General features: G+C 55.0%; 20 protein-coding genes and 2 pseudogenes. 15 read left to right on the plus strand and 7 right to left on the minus strand.

Annotated elements, in window-relative coordinates; translation table 11 throughout:
• Nucleotides 1-220: 220 nt before the first annotated feature.
• From K1558_RS10420 to K1558_RS10430, 3 genes are all read right to left on the minus strand, one after another.
• On the minus strand, nucleotides 221-1,327 hold the full coding sequence (locus K1558_RS10420) for a glycoside hydrolase family 88 protein (protein ID WP_238651507.1): 1,107 nt from the start codon (nucleotides 1,325-1,327) through the stop codon (nucleotides 221-223).
• Nucleotides 1,328-1,433: 106 nt separating this feature from the next.
• Nucleotides 1,434-2,294, minus strand: coding sequence for an AraC family transcriptional regulator (locus tag K1558_RS10425; protein WP_238651508.1), 861 nt, complete (start codon nucleotides 2,292-2,294; stop codon nucleotides 1,434-1,436).
• 96 nt (nucleotides 2,295-2,390) lie between these two features.
• Nucleotides 2,391-3,497: a GerAB/ArcD/ProY family transporter gene (locus tag K1558_RS10430; protein ID WP_238651509.1), complete on the minus strand. Its 1,107-nt coding sequence runs from the start codon at nucleotides 3,495-3,497 to the stop codon at nucleotides 2,391-2,393.
• Nucleotides 3,498-3,680: 183 nt separating this feature from the next.
• On the opposite strand from K1558_RS10430, the gene K1558_RS10435 reads away from it, so the two are divergent.
• From K1558_RS10435 to K1558_RS10465, 7 genes are all read left to right on the plus strand, one after another.
• Nucleotides 3,681-5,189, plus strand: a complete 1,509-nt coding sequence (locus K1558_RS10435) for a spore germination protein (RefSeq protein WP_238651510.1) — start codon at nucleotides 3,681-3,683, stop codon at nucleotides 5,187-5,189.
• A 1-nt stretch (nucleotide 5,190) separates the two neighbouring features.
• Nucleotides 5,191-6,408: a Ger(x)C family spore germination protein gene (locus tag K1558_RS10440; protein ID WP_238651511.1), complete on the plus strand. Its 1,218-nt coding sequence runs from the start codon at nucleotides 5,191-5,193 to the stop codon at nucleotides 6,406-6,408.
• 6 nt (nucleotides 6,409-6,414) lie between these two features.
• On the plus strand, nucleotides 6,415-6,645 hold the full coding sequence (locus K1558_RS10445) for a hypothetical protein (RefSeq protein WP_238651512.1): 231 nt from the start codon (nucleotides 6,415-6,417) through the stop codon (nucleotides 6,643-6,645).
• Nucleotides 6,646-6,827: 182 nt separating this feature from the next.
• Entirely contained in the window at nucleotides 6,828-8,369 is a 1,542-nt protein-coding gene (gene zwf / locus K1558_RS10450; protein WP_238651513.1) for a glucose-6-phosphate dehydrogenase, read from the plus strand.
• Nucleotides 8,370-8,438: 69 nt separating this feature from the next.
• Nucleotides 8,439-9,332 (plus strand): phosphogluconate dehydrogenase (NAD(+)-dependent, decarboxylating), encoded by an 894-nt coding sequence (gnd, locus tag K1558_RS10455; protein ID WP_238651514.1) that lies wholly within the window; start codon nucleotides 8,439-8,441, stop codon nucleotides 9,330-9,332.
• Nucleotides 9,333-9,554: 222 nt separating this feature from the next.
• The gene (locus tag K1558_RS10460; protein WP_238651515.1) at nucleotides 9,555-9,749 is read left to right on the plus strand and encodes a hypothetical protein; all 195 of its coding nucleotides are present in this window, start codon (nucleotides 9,555-9,557) and stop codon (nucleotides 9,747-9,749) included.
• A gap of 104 nt (nucleotides 9,750-9,853) precedes the next feature.
• Entirely contained in the window at nucleotides 9,854-11,143 is a 1,290-nt protein-coding gene (locus tag K1558_RS10465) for an L-cysteine desulfidase family protein (RefSeq protein WP_238651516.1), read from the plus strand.
• Between the two features lie 28 nt (nucleotides 11,144-11,171).
• Here K1558_RS10465 and K1558_RS10470 read toward each other — a convergent pair whose 3' ends face one another.
• Both K1558_RS10470 and K1558_RS10475 read right to left on the minus strand, forming a co-directional pair.
• Nucleotides 11,172-12,227: an ankyrin repeat domain-containing protein gene (locus K1558_RS10470; RefSeq protein WP_238651517.1), complete on the minus strand. Its 1,056-nt coding sequence runs from the start codon at nucleotides 12,225-12,227 to the stop codon at nucleotides 11,172-11,174.
• Nucleotides 12,228-12,251: 24 nt separating this feature from the next.
• Entirely contained in the window at nucleotides 12,252-13,007 is a 756-nt protein-coding gene (locus tag K1558_RS10475) for a DeoR/GlpR family DNA-binding transcription regulator (protein ID WP_238651518.1), read from the minus strand.
• 265 nt (nucleotides 13,008-13,272) lie between these two features.
• Here K1558_RS10475 and K1558_RS10480 point away from each other — a divergent pair.
• The 6 genes and pseudogenes from K1558_RS10480 to K1558_RS10500 all read left to right on the plus strand — a co-directional run.
• Nucleotides 13,273-13,824, plus strand: a pseudogene (locus tag K1558_RS10480) (iron-containing alcohol dehydrogenase); the annotation flags it as partial.
• A 52-nt stretch (nucleotides 13,825-13,876) separates the two neighbouring features.
• Nucleotides 13,877-13,957 (plus strand): hypothetical protein, encoded by an 81-nt coding sequence (locus K1558_RS33290; protein ID WP_476641282.1) that lies wholly within the window; start codon nucleotides 13,877-13,879, stop codon nucleotides 13,955-13,957.
• A 29-nt stretch (nucleotides 13,958-13,986) separates the two neighbouring features.
• Nucleotides 13,987-15,438 carry a rhamnulokinase gene (rhaB, locus tag K1558_RS10485; RefSeq protein WP_238651519.1) on the plus strand — a complete coding sequence of 484 codons (1,452 nt, stop codon included), beginning with the start codon at nucleotides 13,987-13,989 and terminating at the stop codon, nucleotides 15,436-15,438.
• A 35-nt stretch (nucleotides 15,439-15,473) separates the two neighbouring features.
• A complete protein-coding gene (rhaA, locus tag K1558_RS10490) occupies nucleotides 15,474-16,730 on the plus strand; it encodes an L-rhamnose isomerase (protein WP_238651520.1) in 1,257 nt (418 codons plus the stop codon).
• 13 nt (nucleotides 16,731-16,743) lie between these two features.
• On the plus strand, nucleotides 16,744-17,589 hold the full coding sequence (gene rhaD / locus K1558_RS10495) for a rhamnulose-1-phosphate aldolase (RefSeq protein ID WP_238651521.1): 846 nt from the start codon (nucleotides 16,744-16,746) through the stop codon (nucleotides 17,587-17,589).
• A gap of 103 nt (nucleotides 17,590-17,692) precedes the next feature.
• Nucleotides 17,693-18,787: an NADH:flavin oxidoreductase gene (locus K1558_RS10500; protein WP_238651522.1), complete on the plus strand. Its 1,095-nt coding sequence runs from the start codon at nucleotides 17,693-17,695 to the stop codon at nucleotides 18,785-18,787.
• A 148-nt stretch (nucleotides 18,788-18,935) separates the two neighbouring features.
• Here K1558_RS10500 and K1558_RS10505 read toward each other — a convergent pair whose 3' ends face one another.
• Entirely contained in the window at nucleotides 18,936-19,412 is a 477-nt protein-coding gene (locus K1558_RS10505) for a hypothetical protein (RefSeq protein ID WP_238651523.1), read from the minus strand.
• An 89-nt stretch (nucleotides 19,413-19,501) separates the two neighbouring features.
• Nucleotides 19,502-20,191: a MerR family transcriptional regulator gene (locus K1558_RS10510; protein ID WP_238651524.1), complete on the minus strand. Its 690-nt coding sequence runs from the start codon at nucleotides 20,189-20,191 to the stop codon at nucleotides 19,502-19,504.
• 374 nt (nucleotides 20,192-20,565) lie between these two features.
• Between K1558_RS10510 and miaB the strand changes: the two are divergent.
• Nucleotides 20,566-21,828, plus strand: a pseudogene (miaB, locus tag K1558_RS10515) (tRNA (N6-isopentenyl adenosine(37)-C2)-methylthiotransferase MiaB); the annotation flags it as partial.
• 150 nt (nucleotides 21,829-21,978) lie between these two features.
• Nucleotides 21,979-22,395: a YlbF/YmcA family competence regulator gene (locus tag K1558_RS10520; RefSeq protein ID WP_420800428.1), complete on the plus strand. Its 417-nt coding sequence runs from the start codon at nucleotides 21,979-21,981 to the stop codon at nucleotides 22,393-22,395.
• Nucleotides 22,396-22,414: the final 19 nt, after the last annotated feature.

The following is a 22,414-nucleotide window of genomic DNA, read 5'->3' on the forward strand; positions in this document are numbered from 1 at the left end:
ATAAAGAGCAAGGTTACGGCAAGTACCGATTGTATACGGAGGACTCCGGGATAAGGGGGTCGCACCGCAATTAGCCTGAGCGCCCACACAGTGCCCAATGTAATCGGTTTTTCGATTACATTTAACCCGCACACCCACGCAGCACCGAGTGTAATCGGATTTCCGATTACGTTCGGCTCACGCGTCCATGCAAGCTGATTGAGCCTGCTGCCAGCTTTGCCTAGAACACCCGGTGCTTCCAGCCGTTCAGCTTCGCTACAGCTTCCACATAGTAATAGTCGCCGTAGATCAGCGACACGTCTGTGAGCGAGTCTCCGCTGGCCGCTCCATGCAGCAGGATGGCCTCATGCTCCGGCTGGTCCCAGGTGGCATAATGCTCTGTCAGCGAGCGCAGGATGCGCTCTGCGGCATCCGCGTACACACGCTTCTCGCCGGGCGGAACCAGCTCCGCCAGCTCCAGCAGGCCGGAGGCGGCAATCGCGGCTGCAGAGCTGTCCCTGAATATGCGCTTGTCATCTGCCAGCCGGAAATCCCAGTGCGGGACATGATCGTCTGGAAGAGCGGCGATGAAATAATGGGCGATGCGCTTGGCGGTATTCAGGAAGCGGACATCCCCGCTGTTGCGGTAGGTGTTCGTGAAGCCGTACAGCCCCCAGGCCGAACCCCGGCTCCAGCAGGATTCAGGGGAATAACCCTGTCCGCCGAAGTTCTCTATATATGCGCCGGTCCCGGAATCGAAGGAGAGAATATGCTTGGTAGACCCGTCCTCGCGCACGCCATGGGTCATTGCGGTCTCGGCATGACTGACAGCAATATGGCTGTAACGCGGATCGCCGGTCACCCGGCTGGCCCAGAACAGCAGCGAGATGTTCATCATGCAGTCGATGATGACCCAGCCGTGCTTGTCCCCGTTCCAGGCGCGGATGAACCGGCCTGCCGGATTGTAGCGGGCCGCCAGGTAGTTAGCGGCCTCAAGCCCCCGTCTCAGCCCGTCCGCATCGCCGGTCAGCGTATGCTTGATCACTGCGGTTGCCAGGAACTGAAAGCCGACATCGTGATGCAGCTCCTCGGTCGGCTTCGTGAACCACTGGCCTATGCTCTCGTCCCAAGGCCAGGCTGCTTCCTTATAAGCTTCGTTGCCGGTCATATCATACATGACCCATAGCATTCCGGGCCAGAAGCCGGAGGTCCACCAGTCAGTTGCGGGATTATCATATCTGCCGTCTGCTCCGGCAGCGTGCGGGCTTCGCCCGCCGATCTGTGGAATCATACCGGATACCTTCACATCCAGCCGGTTCATTACTTCCTGCCAATAGGCTGTATTCATCGCTGACGCCTCCATAAGAATATAGGATATGGCCTCAGTATAACGATTTATTATGGCGGGAAGTTGTATTTTAATATGAGTAAATGTTGTTTTATTGTTCTGTTCCTTATCGGCCTTTGCGGTACTTCAGCGGCGTAGTACCCAGCACCCGCTTGAAGAGCTGGTTGAAGTAGGAAGGGTTCGGGAATCCGGATGCCGCCCCGATCTGCTCGACAGACAGGTCCGTAGTCTCCAGCAGCCGGCAGGCCTGCTTCAGGCGCCGGGCAGTGAGGTAATCCACCAGCCGGCTGCCCGTCTCCTGATGGAAGATCCGCGAGACATAGGATTTCGACAGATGGGTCAGCGCGGCAAGCTGCTCCAGTGTGATGTCCTCCTGGTAATGGGCTTCAATCCAGCTCATCATCTGCTCCGAATAACGCAAGCTCCTCCGTTCCCCTGTTCCTCCCGGCAGTCCCCCGGCAATCCTTATGCAATCAAGCAGCTGCAGAAGCAGGAGGGTGATATCCTCGGAATCTTCCCCTACGGCGGCTCCGCGGCTCTGATTATAGCTGCGGCAAGCCCACTCAGCAGCCTCCGTGCTGTCTCCCAGGTAGAACCCGCAGGCCCGGCTGTTGTCCTGCCATAACGCGGAGAACACTGCCTTCCGTTTGCCGAAGCCCTGCAGCAGATGCTCTGCCGCCAGCGGGTCGATGTAGAAGAGGGTGCGGATGAACGGGCTTTCCGGCGAAACCTCCGAGGAGACCCGGTGCAGCTGGTGCGGCTGGAAGAAGAACAGCATCCCCCGGCGGATATCATACATCTGCTGATTAACCACTATACTGCCCTGTCCGCCATGGACAAGCATGATCTCACAGCATTGGTGCCAGTGGTAGTAGCCCTTGTAATGATCCTCGGTGTGCAGCCGGTACTGCCAGATCAGCGATTGCCGGTCCGGGAACAGAATCGGTTCAAACAGCTGTTTCATCATAATGCATAACAGCTCCCCACAATGACAAAATAGAAACATTTCAATGTTCCCATTATAATCGTCATCCGCCATAGACGCTACCTGGAAAGGCAAGGCTTATTCCTGCGGTGCTGATCTGCGCCGTCTCATTTTATAGACGATGAGGATGGTAAGCGGCAGCACGAAGGAGACAGTGAGGTTCCAATCGACCCAGTACGCCGGGATTTCCTTGACATAGAAGACAATATTTTTAGAGCTGAGCTGTGACAATCCGTAAATCAGGAAGGCGACCGGAAAAATGAACGGCCGGTGACTTTTAAGCTTTAACAATTGCGCTGTTCCCAGGACGAAGGCATAGAAGTATAGCGCTGTTTTGAAGTAAGTGGTGATAATCCAGGCAGTCGCCATCAGGGCTTCGAGCCGCTGCAGAAAGTTGGCGATATTGATTTTTTGGGCCAGAATGTAGGCGGCATAGAAATTATGCTCCGAGAAATAGACACCCAGCACGGTCAGCGAGAGGAACAGAATCAGATTCAGCCCCACGGCTCCCAGGAAGACGGAGAGGAAGATATCACGGTTAATCTTGCTGTTCTTGCGGGTGAAGGGATACACCATGAAGAAGACACACAGCTCCCCGAACGGGTAAAAGACCCCGAACATAATCGTATGCAGCATCCCCGGCAGAGGTGTGTTCATCATAGGATAGAGCCGGTCTATCTGAACCTGGGGAAATAGGAGGATCATCAGCGAGACCAGAAATAAGGCAAACAGCGGAAAGAATACCTGCGCCGCCCGGCCCACTGACTCCAGTCCCAGACGCAGCCCGTACACCAGAATCACAAGGCTCATGAACCGGATGACCCCGCCGGGAGTGCCCTCATAAATCTGGGTTGTTAAGAAATCCTCCATCTCGCGGACATATGTGGAAGCAGCCAGGACGAAGAAATTCAGATAGAATAGGCCGACAGCGATGCCCGCCCATTTTCCCAGCACCATCTGACTGATTTCAATAATGGTCCGCTCCGGATGGATGTTTCCGACGCTAACCATCAGGTAGATCAGAGCCAGACCGAGCGGGATGCTGATGAGTGCGGCGATCCAGGCATCCTGATGCGCTTCGGTCGTCATGGTTGTCGGATAGACAAGAGCCATGTCCCCGATCAAGGTGAACAGTCCAAGAATAACCATCTGCGCCGTGCTGATCCGTTCCTTTTCAATACCCACCCTTACGATCCTCCTCTCCGATAACGAGCGAACCGAATGCCTTGTTGTAATCTTCTTAGTATGATAGCTCCTTCCAGAAATTATGTGCTCTGTACCTTATGTTCCGCTTCAGAATAATTCACTAACCCTTCAACCAAACTATCACCGTAACGGATTGCTCAGAAGAAGAGGGTGAAGTGACAGATGAGAGACGAACATGACGGCAAATTAGCCTCCGCTCTGGAAGCTGTAGATGAACAGCTGTCCCGGCTGCTCGGCCAGAGCACAGATCTGGTAAGGAAGCGGCTGCAGTTGGGGGAACATACGGAGCTTATGGTTTTCTATATAGACGGACTTATCGACAATCAGTTGCTGCATCATTCCATTCTCTATTCACTGCAGGAAGGGCGGATCTGTGATCTGCTGGAGGAAGAGAATCCGGATCGGAAAATAGAGATCCTCAGCCGACGCGTGCTGCTGGCCGGCGATGTTACGGTTGTCCGCGACTATGCCCCGTTCATCCATGACCTGCTGTCCGGCAATGTGATGATCATGGTGGAGGGCTCGGCGGAAGCCCTGCGGATTGGCCTACCCGGCTGGGAAGGGCGGAATGTCAGTGAACCTACTTCACAGTCTGTTGTGCGCGGGCCCATGGAGGGCTTCACCGAGAATCTGCGGACGAACACCGCCCTCGTCCGCCGTAAAATCAAAGACAGCCAGCTGTGGCTGGAAACGATGCAGATTGGCCGCGTCACCCAGACCAGCGTCTCTATTATGTATCTGAAGCATATTGCCAACCCCGAACTGGTCGCGGAGGTCAAGCGCCGCCTGGATGCTATCGATACCGACAGTATTCTGGAGAGCGGATATATTGAGGAGTTCATTCAGGACACAGCGGTTACACCGTTTCCCACCATCTATAACAGTGACCGTCCCGACACCATTGCCGGAGGGATTCTGGAGGGGAAGGTTGCGATTCTTGTGGACGGTACCCCGTTTGTGCTGCTGGCACCAACGGTGTTTGTTTCCTTCTTTCAGTCAGCAGAGGATTATTATCAGCGGGCCGATATTTCCTCGCTGCTGCGGTGGATCCGTTTCCTGGCCTTTTTCCTGACGACGTTCGCTCCTGCCTTCTATGTGGCCATCACCACCTACCATCAGGAGATGATTCCGACCAATCTCGTGATCAGTCTTGCCGCACAGCGGGAGACGGTGCCGTTTCCGGCTTTTGTCGAAGCGGTGATGATGGAGCTGACCTATGAGATTCTGCGTGAGGCGGGGGTACGAATTCCGAAGAATGTCGGCCAGGCAGTCTCAATTGTAGGTACGCTGGTCATCGGACAGGCGGCGGTTGCCGCCGGCTTCATCTCCTCGGCCATGGTCATTATTGTGTCGATTACAGCGATCGCAAGCTTTGTCATCCCGGAAGCAGGAATGTCGGTTGCCGCCAGAATGATACGGTTTGTGATGATTGGGCTGGCCGGATTCATGGGCTTGTACGGCGTTCTGTGCGGGGTATTCGTGCTGGTGCTGCATCTCGTCAGCCTGCGCTCGTTCGGGGTTCCTTACATGAGTCCGATCGGTCCTTATGTTCAAGAGGATCTTAAGGATTCCATCTTCAGGCTGACTTGGCCACTGCTCAGAACCAGACCTAAGCAGAACCTGACCCAGAACCTCCGGCGGCAGGCTCCTCCCAAGCGCAGGGGGTCTTAAAATGAAGAAACGATTGATGAAGGCATTGACAGCCTGTATTCCCGTATTGCTGCTTCCACTGCTGCTTAGCGGGTGCTGGGAACGCAAGGAGCTGAACGAATTAGCTTTTGTGCTGGGGGTAGGTCTGGACAAGGTGGAGGACGGCTATATGGTCTCCATGCAGGTTGTGATTCCTTCCTCCATCTCCTCGCAGAGTGCCGGGGGTTCTGGAGGAAGCGGGGTACCTGTAGTGTTCTATTCTTTCCGAGTCAAAACGGTTTACGAGTCGCTCCGCAAGTTCAATCTGGTCAGCTCGCGATCGCCTTACATGGGCCATATCCGTGTGCTGGTTGTAGGGGAGGAACTGGCGCGCCAGGGTGTGGGAGAGACGCTGGATGTATTCAAGCGGAGCCGTGAGCCGCGTATGGATTTCTTCGTCATGGTGGCGCGCAATACTACTGCAGCGAATGTGCTGAAGGTGTTGACACCGCTGGACCGGCTGCCGGCGAACAAGCTGTTCAATTCTCTGGACAAGTCTTACAGAATCTCCTCCAGGACGATTGCGGTTACGCTGGACGAATTCATTGAGGATCTGATCTATGAAGGCACCAATCCCGTCTTGACTGGAGTTGAGGTGGAGGGGGACCCAGAGACAGGCGCCGGGAAGAGCAATGTGGAACGGACCAATCCGGATACCAGGCTACGCTATAAAAGTGTTGCGATCTTCAAGGGAGACAGGCTGATTGGCTGGATGGACGGTGCTCTAACCGTCGGTTACAACTATGTGATCGATAATGTAACCAAGAATACAGGAAACTTCAAAGACAAGAATGGAAGCGTGATCGTCATGGAGGCGCTGGAAGCCAAGACCAGGCGCAAGGTGAAGATCATCAACGGCGAGCCGCATATTTATCTGAGTGTGGAGGCGTTATGCAATGTGGAGGAAATTGAGGGACCGGATAAGCTGGACACGGAGAGCAAGATTCGTGAGCTGGAGCTGAAGACGCAGGAACGGATTGTAGAGCGGATGGAAACGGCGGTGAAGATTATTACGGAGAACTATAATGCTGATATTTTTGGCTTCGGACGGTCGGTCTACCGGAAGAGTCCTAAGGTCTGGTCTAAATTGAGGGAGCAGGAGAACTATCTCGCACACCTGCCCGTTCACTACAAAGCTACGGTGACTATCAACCGGATTGGAACGATTGATAATTCTTTTATTGATGAAATCAAGGAGTGATTGACTATGCTGATGGTCGTTGTTGTTCTCCTCATGGCAGCCGGCTGTGCAGTGATTGACCTCCCCTCCCTGAAGGGCAGACAGAAGCGGCGGGACCGTATGGTGTACCTCGTTCTCTGGGCGGGCGGACTCGCTGCCACGATATGCACCCTGCTGAAGATTCAGGTGCCCAGCCCCTTGCTGTTTCTTGTGGTGCTCTATAAGCCGATTAATGATCTCGTAGCTTCATGGTTCTGAGCAGGAGTATGCCGGCAGGTCTTCTAAATAGAAGGCCTGCTATTTGGCATGTTTGGGTAATTATCGTAAATGTCGAATTGAGATTGACGAATTGATTGTATAGTCGTATGATGTGTGTTATAAAGTTAATGAGTAATAATAAGTAACTATATATTAAAATAATAATTACGGGAGGAATGAAAGTGGAATCATCTACATTTGTACTTTTTGGCGCAACCGGGGACTTGGCGAAGCGGAAAATCTTCCCCGCTCTATACAACCTGTTCACTGATGGCAAGTTTTCCGGTCCTCTCTCCATCATTGGGCTAGGCAGACGGGAACTCACTAATGAGACGTTCCAGCGTCAGGTGCTGGATTCGCTGCGCACCTTCTCGCGGCGTCCGTTAGAGGATACAGCGGTGCTGCAGGATTTCCTGCGGGCTTTTGAATATAGTGTGCTGGATGTTGGACGTCCTGAGGATTATGTGAAGCTGCTTGGGCATGTACAGCGCCGGGAGGAGGAGCTCGGGCTTCCGCAGAACCGCATGTTCTATCTGTCGGTCGGTCCCGAATTCTTCGGAGAGATTGCCGGTAATATCAATGCCAGCGGACTCGGGGATACCAAGGGCTGGAAACGTCTGATCATCGAGAAGCCGTTCGGACGGGATCTGCAGTCGGCGCGTGTGCTTAATGAGAGCTTGAGCGCAGCTTTTGCAGAGGAGGAAATCTTCCGGATTGACCACTTCCTCGGCAAGCCGATGGTGCAGAACCTGGAGGTGCTGAAGTACTCCAACCCTGTGCTGCGCGCCTTGTGGCAGAACCGGTATATCGCGAATGTCCAGATTACCGCCAGTGAAACTGTAGGGGTAGAAGAGCGGGCGGGTTACTACGATAAGGCTGGCGCGCTGCGTGATATGTTCCAGAACCATATGCTCCAATTGCTCATGATGATGGCGATGCAGCTTCCGAAGGACAGTACCCCGGAAGATGTCCGCAGCAAAAAGCGGCATGTCATCCGTTCCGTCCGCCCCCTGCTCGCTGAAGAGGTATCACAGCATGTAGTGCGCGGCCAGTATGCAGCGGGGGAGATGCGCGGACAGCAAGTGCCTGCATATACCGCTGAACCGGGGATCGCAGCCACTTCCCAGAATGAGACGTATATTGCAGCACGCCTGTGGATCGATGATCCGCTGTGGAAGGATGTGCCGTTCTATATTCGTACAGGTAAGCGCATGAAAGAGAAATCCACACGGATAGTTATAGAATTCAAAGAGCCGTTTAATGATGTGCATAACATGAACCGTAACAAGCTGCCGCTTGATCCTAACCTGCTGGTGATTGATATTGGCCCGCATGAGGGCATCTCTCTGACTCTGAACACCAAGAACCCGCTTCAGCACGGTGAGCTTGAGCCGGTTAGCATTAAGCATGAGCCGGGTAATTCCGATGTGCCCGAGGCTTATGAGAATCTGATCTATGACGCGATGCTCGGCGATGCCACGTTCTTCGCCCATTGGGAGGAAGTAGAGTTGTCCTGGCAGTGGGTTCAGCCTATAATCGAAGCAACAGCAGAAGGCAGCCTGCCGCTGGAACTGTATCCTGCCGGATCTAATGGCCCGGCCGCGGCAGACCAGCTCCTTGGCGAATTCCACTGGTGGCTGGATGAACCGGAGAATGCAGAAGAGCCTGCCCGTGTCCGTCGGACAGCCGGGATCGAGCCGGACGTCATCCGGCCGGGAGCATAAGCGGCGGGGGTAACAGCAAGCGGATAGAGTTAGCTTATACATGACTACACTTTGTTGGAGGGATTCATAATGAAAGTTGGTTTAATTGGACTTGGCAAAATGGGCCTTAACCTGGGACAGAATCTGTTAGAGCATGATCATGAGGTCGTTGCGTACGATGTGAATGCCGCTGCGGTACAGGAGCTCGCCGGGCGGGGGGCGTCTGGTGCAGGAAGTCTGGAGGAGCTCACCGGCAAGCTGGAATCTCCGCGCATCCTCTGGATCATGGTGCCCCATACGATTGTGGATTCGGTGATCACCGAGCTGACGCCGCTCTTGTCCAAGGGTGATATTATCATTGAAGCCGGGAACTCTCATTATAAGGAGTCGATCCGCCGGCATGAGGAGCTTGGGGCAAGCGGCATTCATTTCCTGGATGCAGGCACGTCCGGCGGGATGGAAGGCGCACGCCACGGCGCCTGCTACATGGTTGGCGGTGATGAGGAAGCTTGGGCGGTGGCCGAGCCGCTGTTCCGTGATACCGCTGTAGAGAACGGGTACTTGTATGCAGGCAAATCCGGCAGCGGGCATTTCCTCAAGATGGTGCATAACGGTATTGAATACGGGATGATGGCCGCAATCGGTGAAGGCTTCGAGGTGCTGGAGAAGAGCGGCTATGACTTCGACTTCGAGCAGGTGGCCCGCGTCTGGAATAACGGCTCGGTGGTCCGTTCCTGGCTGATGGAGCTGATCGAGCGCGCCTTCTCCAAGGATGCCAAGCTGGAGGACATCAAGGGTGTGATGCATTCCTCCGGGGAAGGCAGATGGACGCTGGAGACGGCGTTCGATCTGCAGGCCGCTACGCCGGTTATCGCCATGGCGCTGCTTATGCGCTACCGGTCGCTTGAGACCGACACGTTCACCGGCAAGGTCGTAGCCGCGCTGCGCAACGAATTCGGCGGCCATGCGGTGGAGCCGAAGTAAACGGCGGTTCGGCCGGAGCTTAAGCGGGAAGGCAGTCCGGGCAGAGGAATGAAAGGTATTAATGCACCCGAATTCTGTGAATGCCCGCCAAACGCACCAATAAGCAGCATTTTTCCATTAGTGGAGAAGTGCTGCTCTTTGTGTTGGCCCTGTGCAGAGAATCAGACAACCCGTAGAGCGCATATAAGTACAGAAATATATTATAGACAGGAGGGGTGGCCGGTGCGCCGCAATCAGGAGTTTACCGTCTATCTGATCACGAAACGGGATATCCTCCGCTTCTGTGCGGTCGAAATTGTCATTGGCAGTATCACATATTCGCTCGCGCTCAGACTATTCCATAATACGATTCTGGCGGGTGCAGGGGGCTGGGCCTTCACGGAAGGGCTGAAGCGGCTGGTGAAGCTGGGCGGGTGATGGGTAATAACGGGTGTTCCCCGGACTGTCTATCTGATGTACTATATAGAAATAGAATAAGACATAGACATAGACCGACAGGACAGAGGAATGGTGATCTGCAGATGATTAATCTACTGGAAGTGTTACGGCAAGAGATTGTACCGGCCGAAGGCTGCACGGAGCCCATTGCGGTTGCTTATGCGGTCTCGATGGCCGCTGAGCTGGTACAGGAAGAAGTGACGGCGATCGAGCTGCACCTTAGCGGCAATATCATCAAGAATGCGATGGGCGTTGGAATTCCTGGGACAGGTCAGACCGGGCTGCCGATTGCGGCGGCCTTGGGGGCGGTAGTATGCCGCTCACACCGCAAGCTGGAGATTCTGTCCGGGCTGACGCCGGAGGAGCTGGCGAAGGCCGAGGACATTCTTGCGCGGAAGCTGATTAAGGTGGAACTGAAGGATACGCCGGAGAAGCTATATATTGAAGCCACAGTGCGCAGCCGCAATCATACAGCAACGATAATCGTGGCGAAGGAGCATACCCGCGTGATCTCCTCCGCCAAGGATGGCAAGCGGCTTGAGACTGGAGTGGACAAGGCCGATTGCGAGGATTCGCCTCTGCTGGCTGACGGGTTGTCCTCAGTCTCTCTGGAAGACATGTATGCATTCGTTCAGAACACACCGTTCGAGGAGCTGCGCTTTCTGCTGGAAGGAGCGAGCATGAATAGGGCGATCTCGGAGGAAGGGCTGCGCGGGGAGTATGGTCTACAGGTAGGCCGGAAAATGAGCCAGCAATCGGCGCATAATCTGTTCGGTGCGGATGTAGCGAACCGGATTATTGCCGCCACGGCAGCGGCCTCGGATGCGCGGATGGACGGCAGTGCCATGCCGGTCATGACCACCGCAGGCAGCGGGAATCAGGGCATTGCCTGTACCATGCCGGTTATTGCCCTGGCCGAGCTCCTCGGCAAGGATGAGGAGACCCTGGCCAGAGCTATGGCGCTCAGCAACCTGATTACCATCCATGTCAAGCATTACATCGGCCGCCTCTCGCCGCTCTGCGGGTCAGGCATTGCCGGGGGCGTGGGAGCAGGCAGCGGCATCGTCTATCTGATGGGCGGCAGTCTGGACCAGATCAAACACAGCATCCAGAATACCATTGCCTCTACATCCGGCATGATCTGTGACGGTGCCAAGCCGACCTGCGCGCTTAAGATCTCAACGGCTACCAACGCTGCCATCCAGTCCGCCACCCTGGCCATGAATAATATATCGCCGAGTCTGAACGACGGCGTGATCTTCGGGCAGGTGGAGGATACGATCAGGAATATGGAGACCCTGGTCCAGGAGGGGCTTGCCGCAACGGACCAGGCCATTCTGAATATCATGCTGTCCAAGGGACCGGCATCCTGACGCAGCCCGTTCACCTGAAGCGGAGCACTCAGCGCTTGTAATCCGGCTGCGGCAGCGCCACAGGCTGCGGATTCGCCAGCACCCATTCCACAGCCAACTCGCATAATCTGGCCGGTTCATCGTTGCCGTTAACCTGGCGCAGATAACCGGCCAATTGTGCGGCTTCCTGGAGGAGCGTCGGGTCCAGTGGTGTGCCAGAGGCGAAGTGGCGGAGCAGCGCATCGAGCATTTGGCGGAAATCGCGGTCCCAGTTGCCACCGCCATTATTCAGAATTTCATAAGAGATCCTTCCTGTGATGCGAATGACCTCTCCCTGCACCGTAGTCGCAGGTCCTGAACCGGGGATGAGCGCCTCCCATAGCTCCTGATGCTGCTCCTGCCATCTTGTGCTGTTCACCCTGATGGGGGAGATACCGTCATGCATCACCCGCTCGGCTACAGGCGCTACACCGAACAGCTTGTACAGCTTGTCCAGGCCCGCTACGGTTTCGTCCAGGTAGTCTTTATTGAAATTCGCTCTGATGAATTCAAAATTCTTGCCGATCTTCACCACAGATTCCTTCATCTCCGGAGTGACCTCTGCCCCGGCTTCCAGCATCAGAGCCGCGATGTCTGCCATATTGACAATATCGATGTTCCGGCAATTGATCAGTGCCTTCGCCAGCGGCGTATTTCCCCGCTTGTTCACGGCATGGATATTGGCACCATGCGCCAGCAGATCCCTTATTGCCTGGGCCCGGTAGTAGTTGGCTGCGGCGTGAAGCGGGGTCTCGTCCTGATAATCCAGGGCTTCCAGCTCTGCGCCAAGCTCCAGGAATAACGGCATATTACCCGACCAGTTCCCGGCCTGTGAATGCAGCGGAGTACGCTGGTATTTATCCCTGGCGTTAATATCGGCGCCCTGCTCCACCAGCCAGCGGACCAGCTCATTCGGAATCTGCCGCATGCTGAGCGCGGGCTCCTTGTAGTACCCCAAGGTTGCATTCCAGTCGCATTTCTCAAAAACAGCCTTCAGTGCGCCGATATCCCCTGTTGTAACCAGCTCGCCGAAGTCGGCGGGTAAGGTTTTCCTCTTTTTGCCCACAGGATGAATTCTCCTCTCTTAATATTAATACAATACTTCCACATTCATCTCTGACAACCGCTTCATCCACGCATCGGAGGGCTTACGGTCGGTAATCAGCACATCAATCCGCCCCAGTTCTGCGAGTCCGGCGAATGCGGTCTTGCCGAACTTGGTATGATCAGCCAGCAGCACCACCTTGTCCGCCTGGCGCAGCATGTGCTTCTTCAGCTCGCATTCAGGCTCGTTGGAGTCGGTAACCCCGCGGTCCATATCGATGGCCTTGCAGCTGATGACAGCGGTGTCCACATTGTAGCGTTTAATGGTCTCATGGGCCACGGGACCAACGAGCGACAAGGAACGGTGGCGGAGGGACCCGCCTGTGGAAATAATGTTCAGGCTCGAATTAGCGAACTCATGCAGGATGTGGATGGAATTCGTGATGATTGTCAGATTGCTTTTATTACCCAGCAGCTTCAGGAATTCAAACGAGGTCGAGCTGGGGTCCACCATCAGTGTATCCCCGTCTTTAATCAGATCCAGCGCCTGGATCGCTATTCTTCGCTTGATATCCGTATTGAGCGCACCCCGGGTCAGAAAGGGCAGATCCTCATTGGTATGCCTGTTCAGCATGGCTCCGCCGTATGTCCGGCTGACAATGCCATCCTTCTCCAGCTTCTCCAGGTCTCTGCGGATGGTCTCCTCTGTAACCTCGAACATCCGGCTCAGATCAGAGACCAGCACCCGTTTGTCCTGATGGACAAGATCGATTATTTTTTTGCGTCTTTCGGCAGCGAGCATATGTATCACCTTTCTGGAGTTAATAGTCTTAATATAGACTGTTATTTCTGTGTTGTACAACATGCTGAAGCTGATTTATTTCTGAAACCCACAATAATGACCGTTTATTTCCCGCGAACCAGACAATAAACAAAATAAAACAACATTTATATTATTTAATATGTTGACAACACAGATTGGAGGCAGTACGATGAGAAGGTCAACAGGGAGCGGTTTGCTTACAGTGTTCATTAACTATTGATGTGCCCGGGAGGCTGGTTAAGCAATGAGTACTCATGTCTATTATGTGCCGTCGATCAACATTATGGGGAAGGGCTGTCTGAAGGACATCGCCCCGTACATTCAAGAGCTGAACCTGAACAAGGCGCTTGTGGTCACAGACAAATTCCTGATGAAGAGCGGAATCGCCGGAAAGCTGCTGGCCGTGCTGGATGAAGCGGGATTTCAGTACGTGGTATATGATGAAGTGAAGCCGAACCCTACCTGCAAAAATGTCCACGACGGCGTAGACTTCCTGAAGCAGCACGAATGTGACTATCTGATCTCCATCGGCGGCGGCTCGCCGCAGGACACGGCCAAGGCGATAGGAATTGTAGCCACTAACGGCGGGCGCATTGCCGATTATGAAGGCGTTCACAAATCCAAGAATAAATCTCTGCCGATTGTCGCAGTGAACACGACAGCCGGGACTTCAAGTGAAGTGACGATCAACTACGTGATTACGGATGAAGAGCGCCATATTAAGATGGTGATGGTAGACAAGAACAGTATCGCTGCCATCTCGGTGAATGATCCGGAGCTGATGGTTGATAAGCCTGTCCGAGCTGGGTGTAGCTGAAGTAGACCTTGAGCTGCTTGCCGAGAATGCTATGAAGGATGCCTGCGCACCCGGTAACCCTTTTATTCCAACCAAAGAAGAAGTAATCGCGTTATTTCGCAAAATTCTGTAGATTATCTGCCATAGAATAGGAGATTCCGTATGACCTATCATATCGCCGTCGATATCGGCGCCTCCAGCGGACGGCTTGTACTTGGACAGCTCGTGGACGGGAGCCTCACGCTTGCGGAGATTCACCGTTTCAGCAATGGCTTCACGGAGCGGGACGGCTCCTGCTTCTGGGAGATGGATTATTTATTCGATGAGATTATTAAGGGGCTGCACCTGGCGAAGGTAAAAGGCATTCACGAATGCACCCTGGGCATTGATACCTGGGGAGTCGATTATGTGCTGCTGGATGCCGGAGGCGAGCGGATCAGCGAGGTCTACGCCTACCGGGACCGCCGGACGGACGGGGTGATGGAGGAGGTCGCAAAGCAGCTTCCGCCGCATCAGGTATACGCGAAGACCGGCATTCAGCAGCTTACCTTCAATACGCTGTATCAGCTGTACGCGCATAACCGGGAAGAATTGGAGTCGGCAGAGCAGATCCTGCTGGTGCCTGATTATCTCTACTACCGCCTCGGCGGACGTAAGATGAACGAGGTTACCAATGCCTCCACGACCCAGCTATTGAATCTTGCAGCCCGTGATTTCGATGCAGAGCTGCTGGCATTCCTGGGTCTGCGGCGTGAACAGTTCGCTCCGTTAACCGAGCCTGGGGAGGAGCTCGGCTTCATTACGCCGGAGCTGCGAGCGGAATATGATCTGCCGGAGTGCCGCCTGATCTGCGCGGCTACACACGACACCGCGTCAGCGGTCCTTGGCGCACCACTCCCGGAAGGCAGGTCATCCGCCTATATCAGCAGCGGGACCTGGTCTCTGCTTGGGGTAGAGCTGGATCACCCGATCAATGACAGCAGAGCGATGGCGGCCAATTATACGAACGAATGGGGCGCTTACGGCACCTACCGGTTCCTGAAGAATATCATGGGGCTGTGGCTCATCCAGGAGGTTCGCCGACTGGACGGCGGAAGGTACAGCTTCGCTGAGCTGGCGGAGCAGGCCGGAGCTTGTGAAGGCTTCCGCAGCCTGATTCCGTGCAATCATCCCCGTTTTCTGAACCCAGACGATATGATTGAGGAGATCCGCCAGGCCTGCCGTGAGAGCGGCCAGCCTGTGCCGCAGACGGCGGGCGAGCTGGCGCGTTGTATCTTTGACAGTCTGGCCATGTCCTACCATACGTATCTGGCAGAGCTTGAAGAGCTCACCGGGCAGCGCATCCAGGTCCTGCAGATTGTCGGCGGCGGCGCTAACAACGGCCTGCTCTGCCAGCTGACCGCAGATGTTACCGGCAGGGAAGTGCTGGCCGGACCGACCGAATCTACGGCGCTTGGCAATCTGGCGGTGCAGATGATTGAGGCGGGCCGCGTGTCAGACATTCATGAAGCCCGGCGGATTATCGCCGATTCCTTCGCGGTCCGGTCTTATCTGCCGCAGCCGGTTCCTCAGCTGGCGGAGCTGCTGGTCCGGTGGGAGCGGCTTCATAGGTGAGCGGATATTCACTATATAATCTAGGAGGCAACAGCATGGATCAGAGCATTCTTAATAGCTATAACGAAGCGAAGAAATTATATGCCGCTCATGGCATTCATACGGATGAGGTACTGGGGAAGCTGGCGCAGATCAAAGTATCGCTGCATTGCTGGCAGGGGGACGATGTGCGCGGCTTCCTGTTCAAGGATAAAGAGCTGAGCGGCGGCATTGCCGTGACCGGAAGCTACCCCGGCCGCGCGGGTACACCGGAGGAGCTGCGGCAGGATCTGGAGAAGGCGCTCTCGCTCATTCCCGGCAAGCACAAGGTCAATCTTCATGCCATCTATGCCGATACCAGCGAGCAGGTGGATCTGGATGAGCTGGAGCCGCGCCATTTCGCCGGCTGGGTGGAATGGGCGAAGGAGCAGGGCTTAGGCCTGGACTTCAATCCGACCTGCTTCTCGCATCCGAAGGCGGCGGACGGCTTCACCCTCAGCCATGCGGACGAGGACATCCGCAGCTTCTGGATTCAGCACTGCAAGGCTTCCCGGCGCATTGCCGAACAATTCGGCCGCGAGCTGGGCCAGCCGTGCGTCACTAATTTCTGGGTACCTGACGGCTACAAGGACACGCCGGTGGACCGGCTGGCACCGCGTATGCGCCTGAAGGAATCACTGGACGATATTTTCAGCGAGGAGATTGATCCGCAGTACAATGTCGATGCTGTGGAGAGCAAGCTGTTCGGTATCGGCTCGGAGAGCTACGTTGTCGGATCGCATGAGTTCTACATGGGGTACGCCATGACACGCGGCAAAGCCATCTGTCTGGATGCGGGGCATTTCCATCCCACAGAAGTGATCTCTAACAAACTCAGCTCCATCCTGATGTTCAGCGACCAGCTGCTGCTGCATGTCAGCCGCCCGGTCCGCTGGGACAGTGATCATGTGGTTACGATGGATGATGAGCTGCTGGAGATTGCCCGCGAGCTGGTCCGCGGGGACCTGCTGCCGCGCACCCATATCGGCCTCGACTTCTTCGACGGCAGCATCAACCACCTGGCTGCCTGGGTCATCGGCACACGCAATACTATTAAGGCCTTGCTCCGCGCCATGCTGGAGCCGGTTGAGGAGCTTCGGGCCATTGAACAGGCTGGAGATTATACCTCACGGCTGGCTCTGGTCGAGGAATTCAAATCCTACCCGTTCGGTGCCGTCTGGGATTATTACTGTGCATCACAGGGGACGCCGGTCCGTGAGCAATGGCTGTCTGAAGTGAAGCGTTATGAGCAGGACGTACTGGCTAACAGATAAGGAGAGAGAATAGATGACTACAACCATTATTGAATCCGCTGGTTATATCTCCGGCGTGACCGCACCGTTTATCGGGGAAATGTCGGAAATAACCCATCACATGTGGTCCCTGGGCTGGGATGAGCTGAACGGGGGCAATGTCAGTTACCTGCTCGATGAAGCTGAGGTTGCCAAATATATTAATATCCGCGAGCCGCTGCGTACAATAAGCCTTACCTTTCCTGTAAAGGAGCTGGCGGGCAAATACTTCATCGTGACCGGGTCGGGCAAATACTTCCGCAATGTCATTAAGGATCCGGAGGCCAATCTGGGGGTGCTGCGTGTCAGCAGCAGCGGCGAGAGCGTGGAGGTACTGTGGGGGCTGCGCGGCGGAGCCGTTCCGACCAGTGAGCTGGCCTCCCATTTCATGAGCCATATCGAACGCCTGAAGGCAGACCCCTCGCACCGGATCGTCCTGCACACGCATGCCACGAATGTGATTGCCATGACCTTCACTCATGAGCTGGATGAGCTGAAGTTCACCAAGACCCTCTGGGAGATGTGTACAGAGTGCCTCGTGGTCTTCCCGGACGGCGTCGGTGTCATTCCATGGATGGTTCCGGGCAGCAGCGAGATCGGGCGGGCGACCGCGGACAAAATGAAGGATTACCGTGTCGTCATCTGGCCGCAGCACGGCATCTTCGTGACCGGCCAGACGATGGATGCGACATTCGGTCTGGTGGAGACTATTGAGAAGGCAGCGATCGTCTATAACCTGATCGGCGGAAGAGAGATTAAACAGAAGATTACAGATCAGCAATTGGCGGATCTGGCTGCCGCCTTCCGTGTTACCCCGAGAGCCGGCATTCTGGACTTATAAAAGGATTACTGCTGTTCTGCTCAGCGCTCATTTGCATTTGCCGCCGGGAACCGTCATACTATTGCTTACTTAAAGTAATCATCATATGAACTGGAGGCTGATTATGAACGCTGCAGCATTGTTTGAACCTTTTGAAGGCGGGGGCCTGTCACTGGCTAACCGCGTAGTTATGGCGCCCATGACAAGAGTGCATTCGCCGGGAGGCGTGCCGGGTCCTGAGGTCGCGGCGTATTACCGCCGCCGCGCGGAAGGCGGAGTAGGGCTGATTATTACTGAAGGCACCGCTATTGACCATCCGGCTGCAGTCAGCCACCAGGATATCCCGAACTTTCACGGTGAAGCGGCCTTGGAAGGGTGGGCTCAGGTGGTGCGCGAGGTACACGCTGCCGGAGGCAAGATTATGCCTCAGCTCTGGCATGTTGGTATGGCGCGCAAGATCGGTGAGCTGCCTAACGCTTCTGCGCTGCCTATCGGCCCGTCCGGGCTGGATCTGGCCGGAGAGCAGATTACGGAGCCGATGACCAAGAGTGAGATTCAGGGGATTGTCAGCGCCTTCGCCAAGGCGGCCAAGTCCGCCAAGGAGATCGGCTTCGACGGGATTGAGCTGCATGGCGCGCACGGGTATCTGATCGACCAGTTCTTCTGGGAGAAGACGAACCGCCGGACCGATGAATACGGCGGCGACCTGGAGGCGCGAACCACCTTCGCCGTGGAGATTATCGATGCCTGCCGCCGCTCGGTGGGGCCGGACTTCCCGATTGTGCTGCGCTTCTCCCAGTGGAAAGCCGGAGCCTATGATGCGAAGCTGGCCGGGACTCCTGATGAGCTGAGCCGCTTCCTTACCCCGCTCAGCAATGCGGGCGTAGATATCTTCCATTGCTCCACCCGGCGCTTCTGGGAGCCTGAATTCGAGGGCTCTGCGCTTAACCTGGCGGGCTGGACGAAGCAGATCACAGGGAAGCCGACCATTACGGTAGGCTCTGTGGGGCTGGACAGCGCATTCACTAGTAGAGTCACCGAGCAGAATCAGGAGGATAACATCGACCGTCTGCTGGAGCGCCTGGAACGGGCCGAATTCGATCTGGTCGCGGTTGGCCGGGCGCTGATCAGTGATCCGGCATGGCCTGCCAAAGTACAGGCGGGCAAGGCGGACGAGATTCTTCCTTTCACCTCCGAGTCGACCAAGACTTTGTACTAATTTGTACTGATAGATAGAAGTCAGCCCTATCACCCTGTGCTCACAGCATCAGCTAAACATAAACCTGTGTTTATCCGCTGATGTCCGTGGGCATGGGGTGTTTTTTTTGTCCGTGAAGCTGGGAATCTGAGGACTGAGGCCTTGTCCGTTATCCCGGCCCCAGTTGGAAAGTCTTCTCGCATACGGCCTTCGCCGTATCCCCTCTGGATTTGTGTGTGGCGACTACCTCTCCGTCATACAGAATCGTACAGCTTATCCAGCTGGCCGCTTCATCCTTGCCGGCCTGCACCTTCGTGGAATTCAACGGGATGAACGTGTCCTTGGGGACGGTGAACTCCTCCTTATAAGGAAGTTCAATGGCATCCAGATACACACTCTCCGGATGCTTCCGGGCATCGATTTCGACCTCAAGATTAACCGCTGAATCGCTGTCGCTTTCAATTAGCACCTCTATGCGTATGGCATCCGCATCGGGTTCAGCCTGTATGGGGGAGGGCTCTGCGTTCATTCCATCCTTGGCTTCTTGTGTTACTCCGCAGGCCGATAATAGAACCAGCACCCATGCCAGCACGGCCAGGACCCGGATTTTTTTGAAAGCAATGTCTGTTTGTTTAACTCTGCTCATGTCTGTTCTCCTTTCTTCTGGTGCAGATAATAGCGGAGCATCTCATCTACAAAATTCATAAATGCATGGTCCATGCCCATCACCACAGGCTATGCCCCGTCAGCGGGTCTGATCTGCTCCCAATACTTATCAAGCAGCCCGGCATCACCCTCGAACAGCTCCAGTGCTTTGTTATACAGCCGGCCCGCCAGAGCCTGGGCTTCCGAAGAATAGGGAGAGGAGGACATCATCCCACCTGCCTGCCCCATCATGTCTACCAGCTCCTCCATTCGCCGGTTGCTGCTGCCGAATACAGGAAGACGCTGAAGAATTTGTGTCTCCTCAGCCGTGAAGGTTGAATCCGCTCTGAATTCGGGAGCAATGACGCCTTCAGTTAAAGGGCGCTCATTCATGGCGCTAATGATATGCGTCAGATCCTGCAGCTGCTCCGTTCCTTTGAGCCGGATGGCATGAATGGTTGAGCGGAGATAATACTGCTTCCGGCTTAATTCTTCTTTTTTCTGTTCAATCAGCTCGATCTGCTCATTCAATGAAGTAATCCAATCATCGTTTTCGTGCGCAGGGTGCGTACACTGTAACAGCTCTTTAATTTGCTCCAAGGTATAGCCTATCGATTTCAGTAAAAGGATCTTCTGCAGCCGCAGGATGGCTTGACTATCATAATAGCGGTATCCGTTCTCCGCGATATGTGCGGGCTGTAACAATCCGATTTGTTCATAGTGATACAGGGTTCTTTTGCTGATCTTGGCTGTCTTAGCTAACTCTCCAATGCGGATCATGGTGAAGGTTCCCTCCTCATCAATACTATAAACGATGACGTATACGTTATAGTAAAGCCTTATAATCCAACTTGCCGTAGACATAGAATGGTATCTATTGGGAGTCTTATGATATAATTTTACACTAGAAAAGCTCTGAAAATACGGGGATATCAGCAGAGGATGTGACTTTAAGCATGGCGAAGGGGAGCAAGGATTACGGGGAGTATTTCGATTTCACAGATGCCAAAATCATAAGCGAATCCGAAGGCAAAACCACCTACCGCATCAAAGGCAGAAACGTACAGATCAACAGCCAGCCTGATTATAAGGAAGGTAAGCGCCGGGGCAGGGAAGAGATCGAGGTGCATTATCATTTCGAGATTCCGCCGGAGATGGAGGAGTTCGGGCGCGGCAAAAGCTATCATATTACCACCTACGGCTGCCAAATGAATGAACATGATACTGAGACGATAAAGGGGATGCTGGAGCAGCTTGGCTACCGGGCGGCTGAAGATCGCAGCGAGGCGGATATCATCCTGCTGAATACCTGTGCGATCCGCGAGAATGCGGAGGATAAGGTGTTCGGCGAGCTCGGCCATCTGAAGACACTGAAGCTGGAGAAGCCGGATCTGCTGCTTGGAATTTGCGGCTGCATGTCCCAGGAGGAAGGCGTGGTTAACCGGATTATGGCGCGGCACGGCTTCGTCGATCTGATCTTTGGCACACACAATATCCACCGCCTGCCGGAGCTGATTAAGGAAGCGGTGTTCAGCCGGGAGATGGTGATTGAAGTCTGGTCCAAGGAAGGCGACATTATCGAGAACCTGCCGAAGAAGCGGGAGGGGCTGCGCGCCTGGGTGAATATCATGTACGGCTGTGACAAGTTCTGTACCTACTGCATTGTGCCGTTCACACGGGGCAAGGAGCGGAGCAGGCGGCCGGAGGATGTACTGGCTGAGGTGCGGGAGCTGGCCCGCCAGGGGTTCAAGGAGGTAACGCTGCTGGGGCAGAATGTCAATGCTTACGGCAAGGACTTCACGGATATTGATTATACCTTCGGCGATCTGATGGACGACATGCGGAAGATCGATATTCCGCGCGTGCGCTTCATGACCTCGCATCCGCGCGATTTTGACGATAAGCTGATTCATGTGCTGGGCAAAGGCGGCAATCTGGTCGAGCATATCCACCTGCCGGTACAGTCGGGAAGTACGGCGGTGCTGAAGCGGATGAGCCGCAAATACACGCGGGAAGCTTATCTGGAGCTGGTGCGCAAGATTAGGGCAGGCGTGCCGGATGCGGTACTGACGACCGATATTATTGTCGGCTTCCCCGGCGAAACCGAGGAACAGTTCGAGGACACACTGTCACTTGTGCGCGAAGTAGGGTATGATATGGCGTATACCTTCATTTATTCTCCGCGTGAGGGGACACCGGCCGCCGGGATGGAGGATAATGTTCCGTCGGAGGTCAAGAGTGCACGGCTCCAGCGCCTCAATGATCTGATCAAAGAGCAGAGCCGGCAGGGGAACGAGCGGATGCTGGGCAAGCTGGCTGAGGTGCTGGTGGAAGGCGAGAGCAAGAACAACCCGCAGATTCTCGCCGGACGGACGCGTGACGGGAAGCTGGTGCATTTTGAGGGGCCGCCTTCACTGGTTGGCACGCTGGTGCAGGTTAGCATTACCGGTGCGAAGACATGGTATATTCAAGGGGACTATCAGGCGGAACCCGCTGCAGTCCGTTAAATTTATAGAAATGGGGCGAGAAGCTTGAGTCAGGAAGAGGCGCGATTGAATGCATATGGGATGGTGACCCACAACACCCGGGATTTAATTGTACGAGAAGATATTATGGGCAAAGCCAAGGAGCTGGCTGCGCTGATCTCCACCAGCGACGAGGTCCGCCAGTTCCAGCAGGCCGAGCTGAAGATTCAGCGGCATGAGCGTGTGCAGGGTCTGATCGCTGCCATCAAGAAGAAGCAGAAGGAGATTGTCGCCTTCGAGAGCTTCAAGAACCAGGCGATGGTCGAGAAGATTGAAGGGGAGATTGCGGCCCTCCAGGATGAAATCGACAGTATCCCGCTGGTGAACGAGTTCCAGCAGAGCCAGAGCGATATTAATTATCTGCTGCAGCTGGTCATCTCTGTCATCAGGGACACGGTCTCAGACAAAATCAATGTGGAAGCAGGTACTGAAGCGCCTCCGTCCACATGCGGCGATTAAGTGACAACCCCGGGGCGGA

Source organism: Paenibacillus piscarius, from assembly GCF_022234545.1.
GTDB lineage: Bacteria > Bacillota > Bacilli > Paenibacillales > Paenibacillaceae > Paenibacillus_AQ > Paenibacillus_AQ piscarius.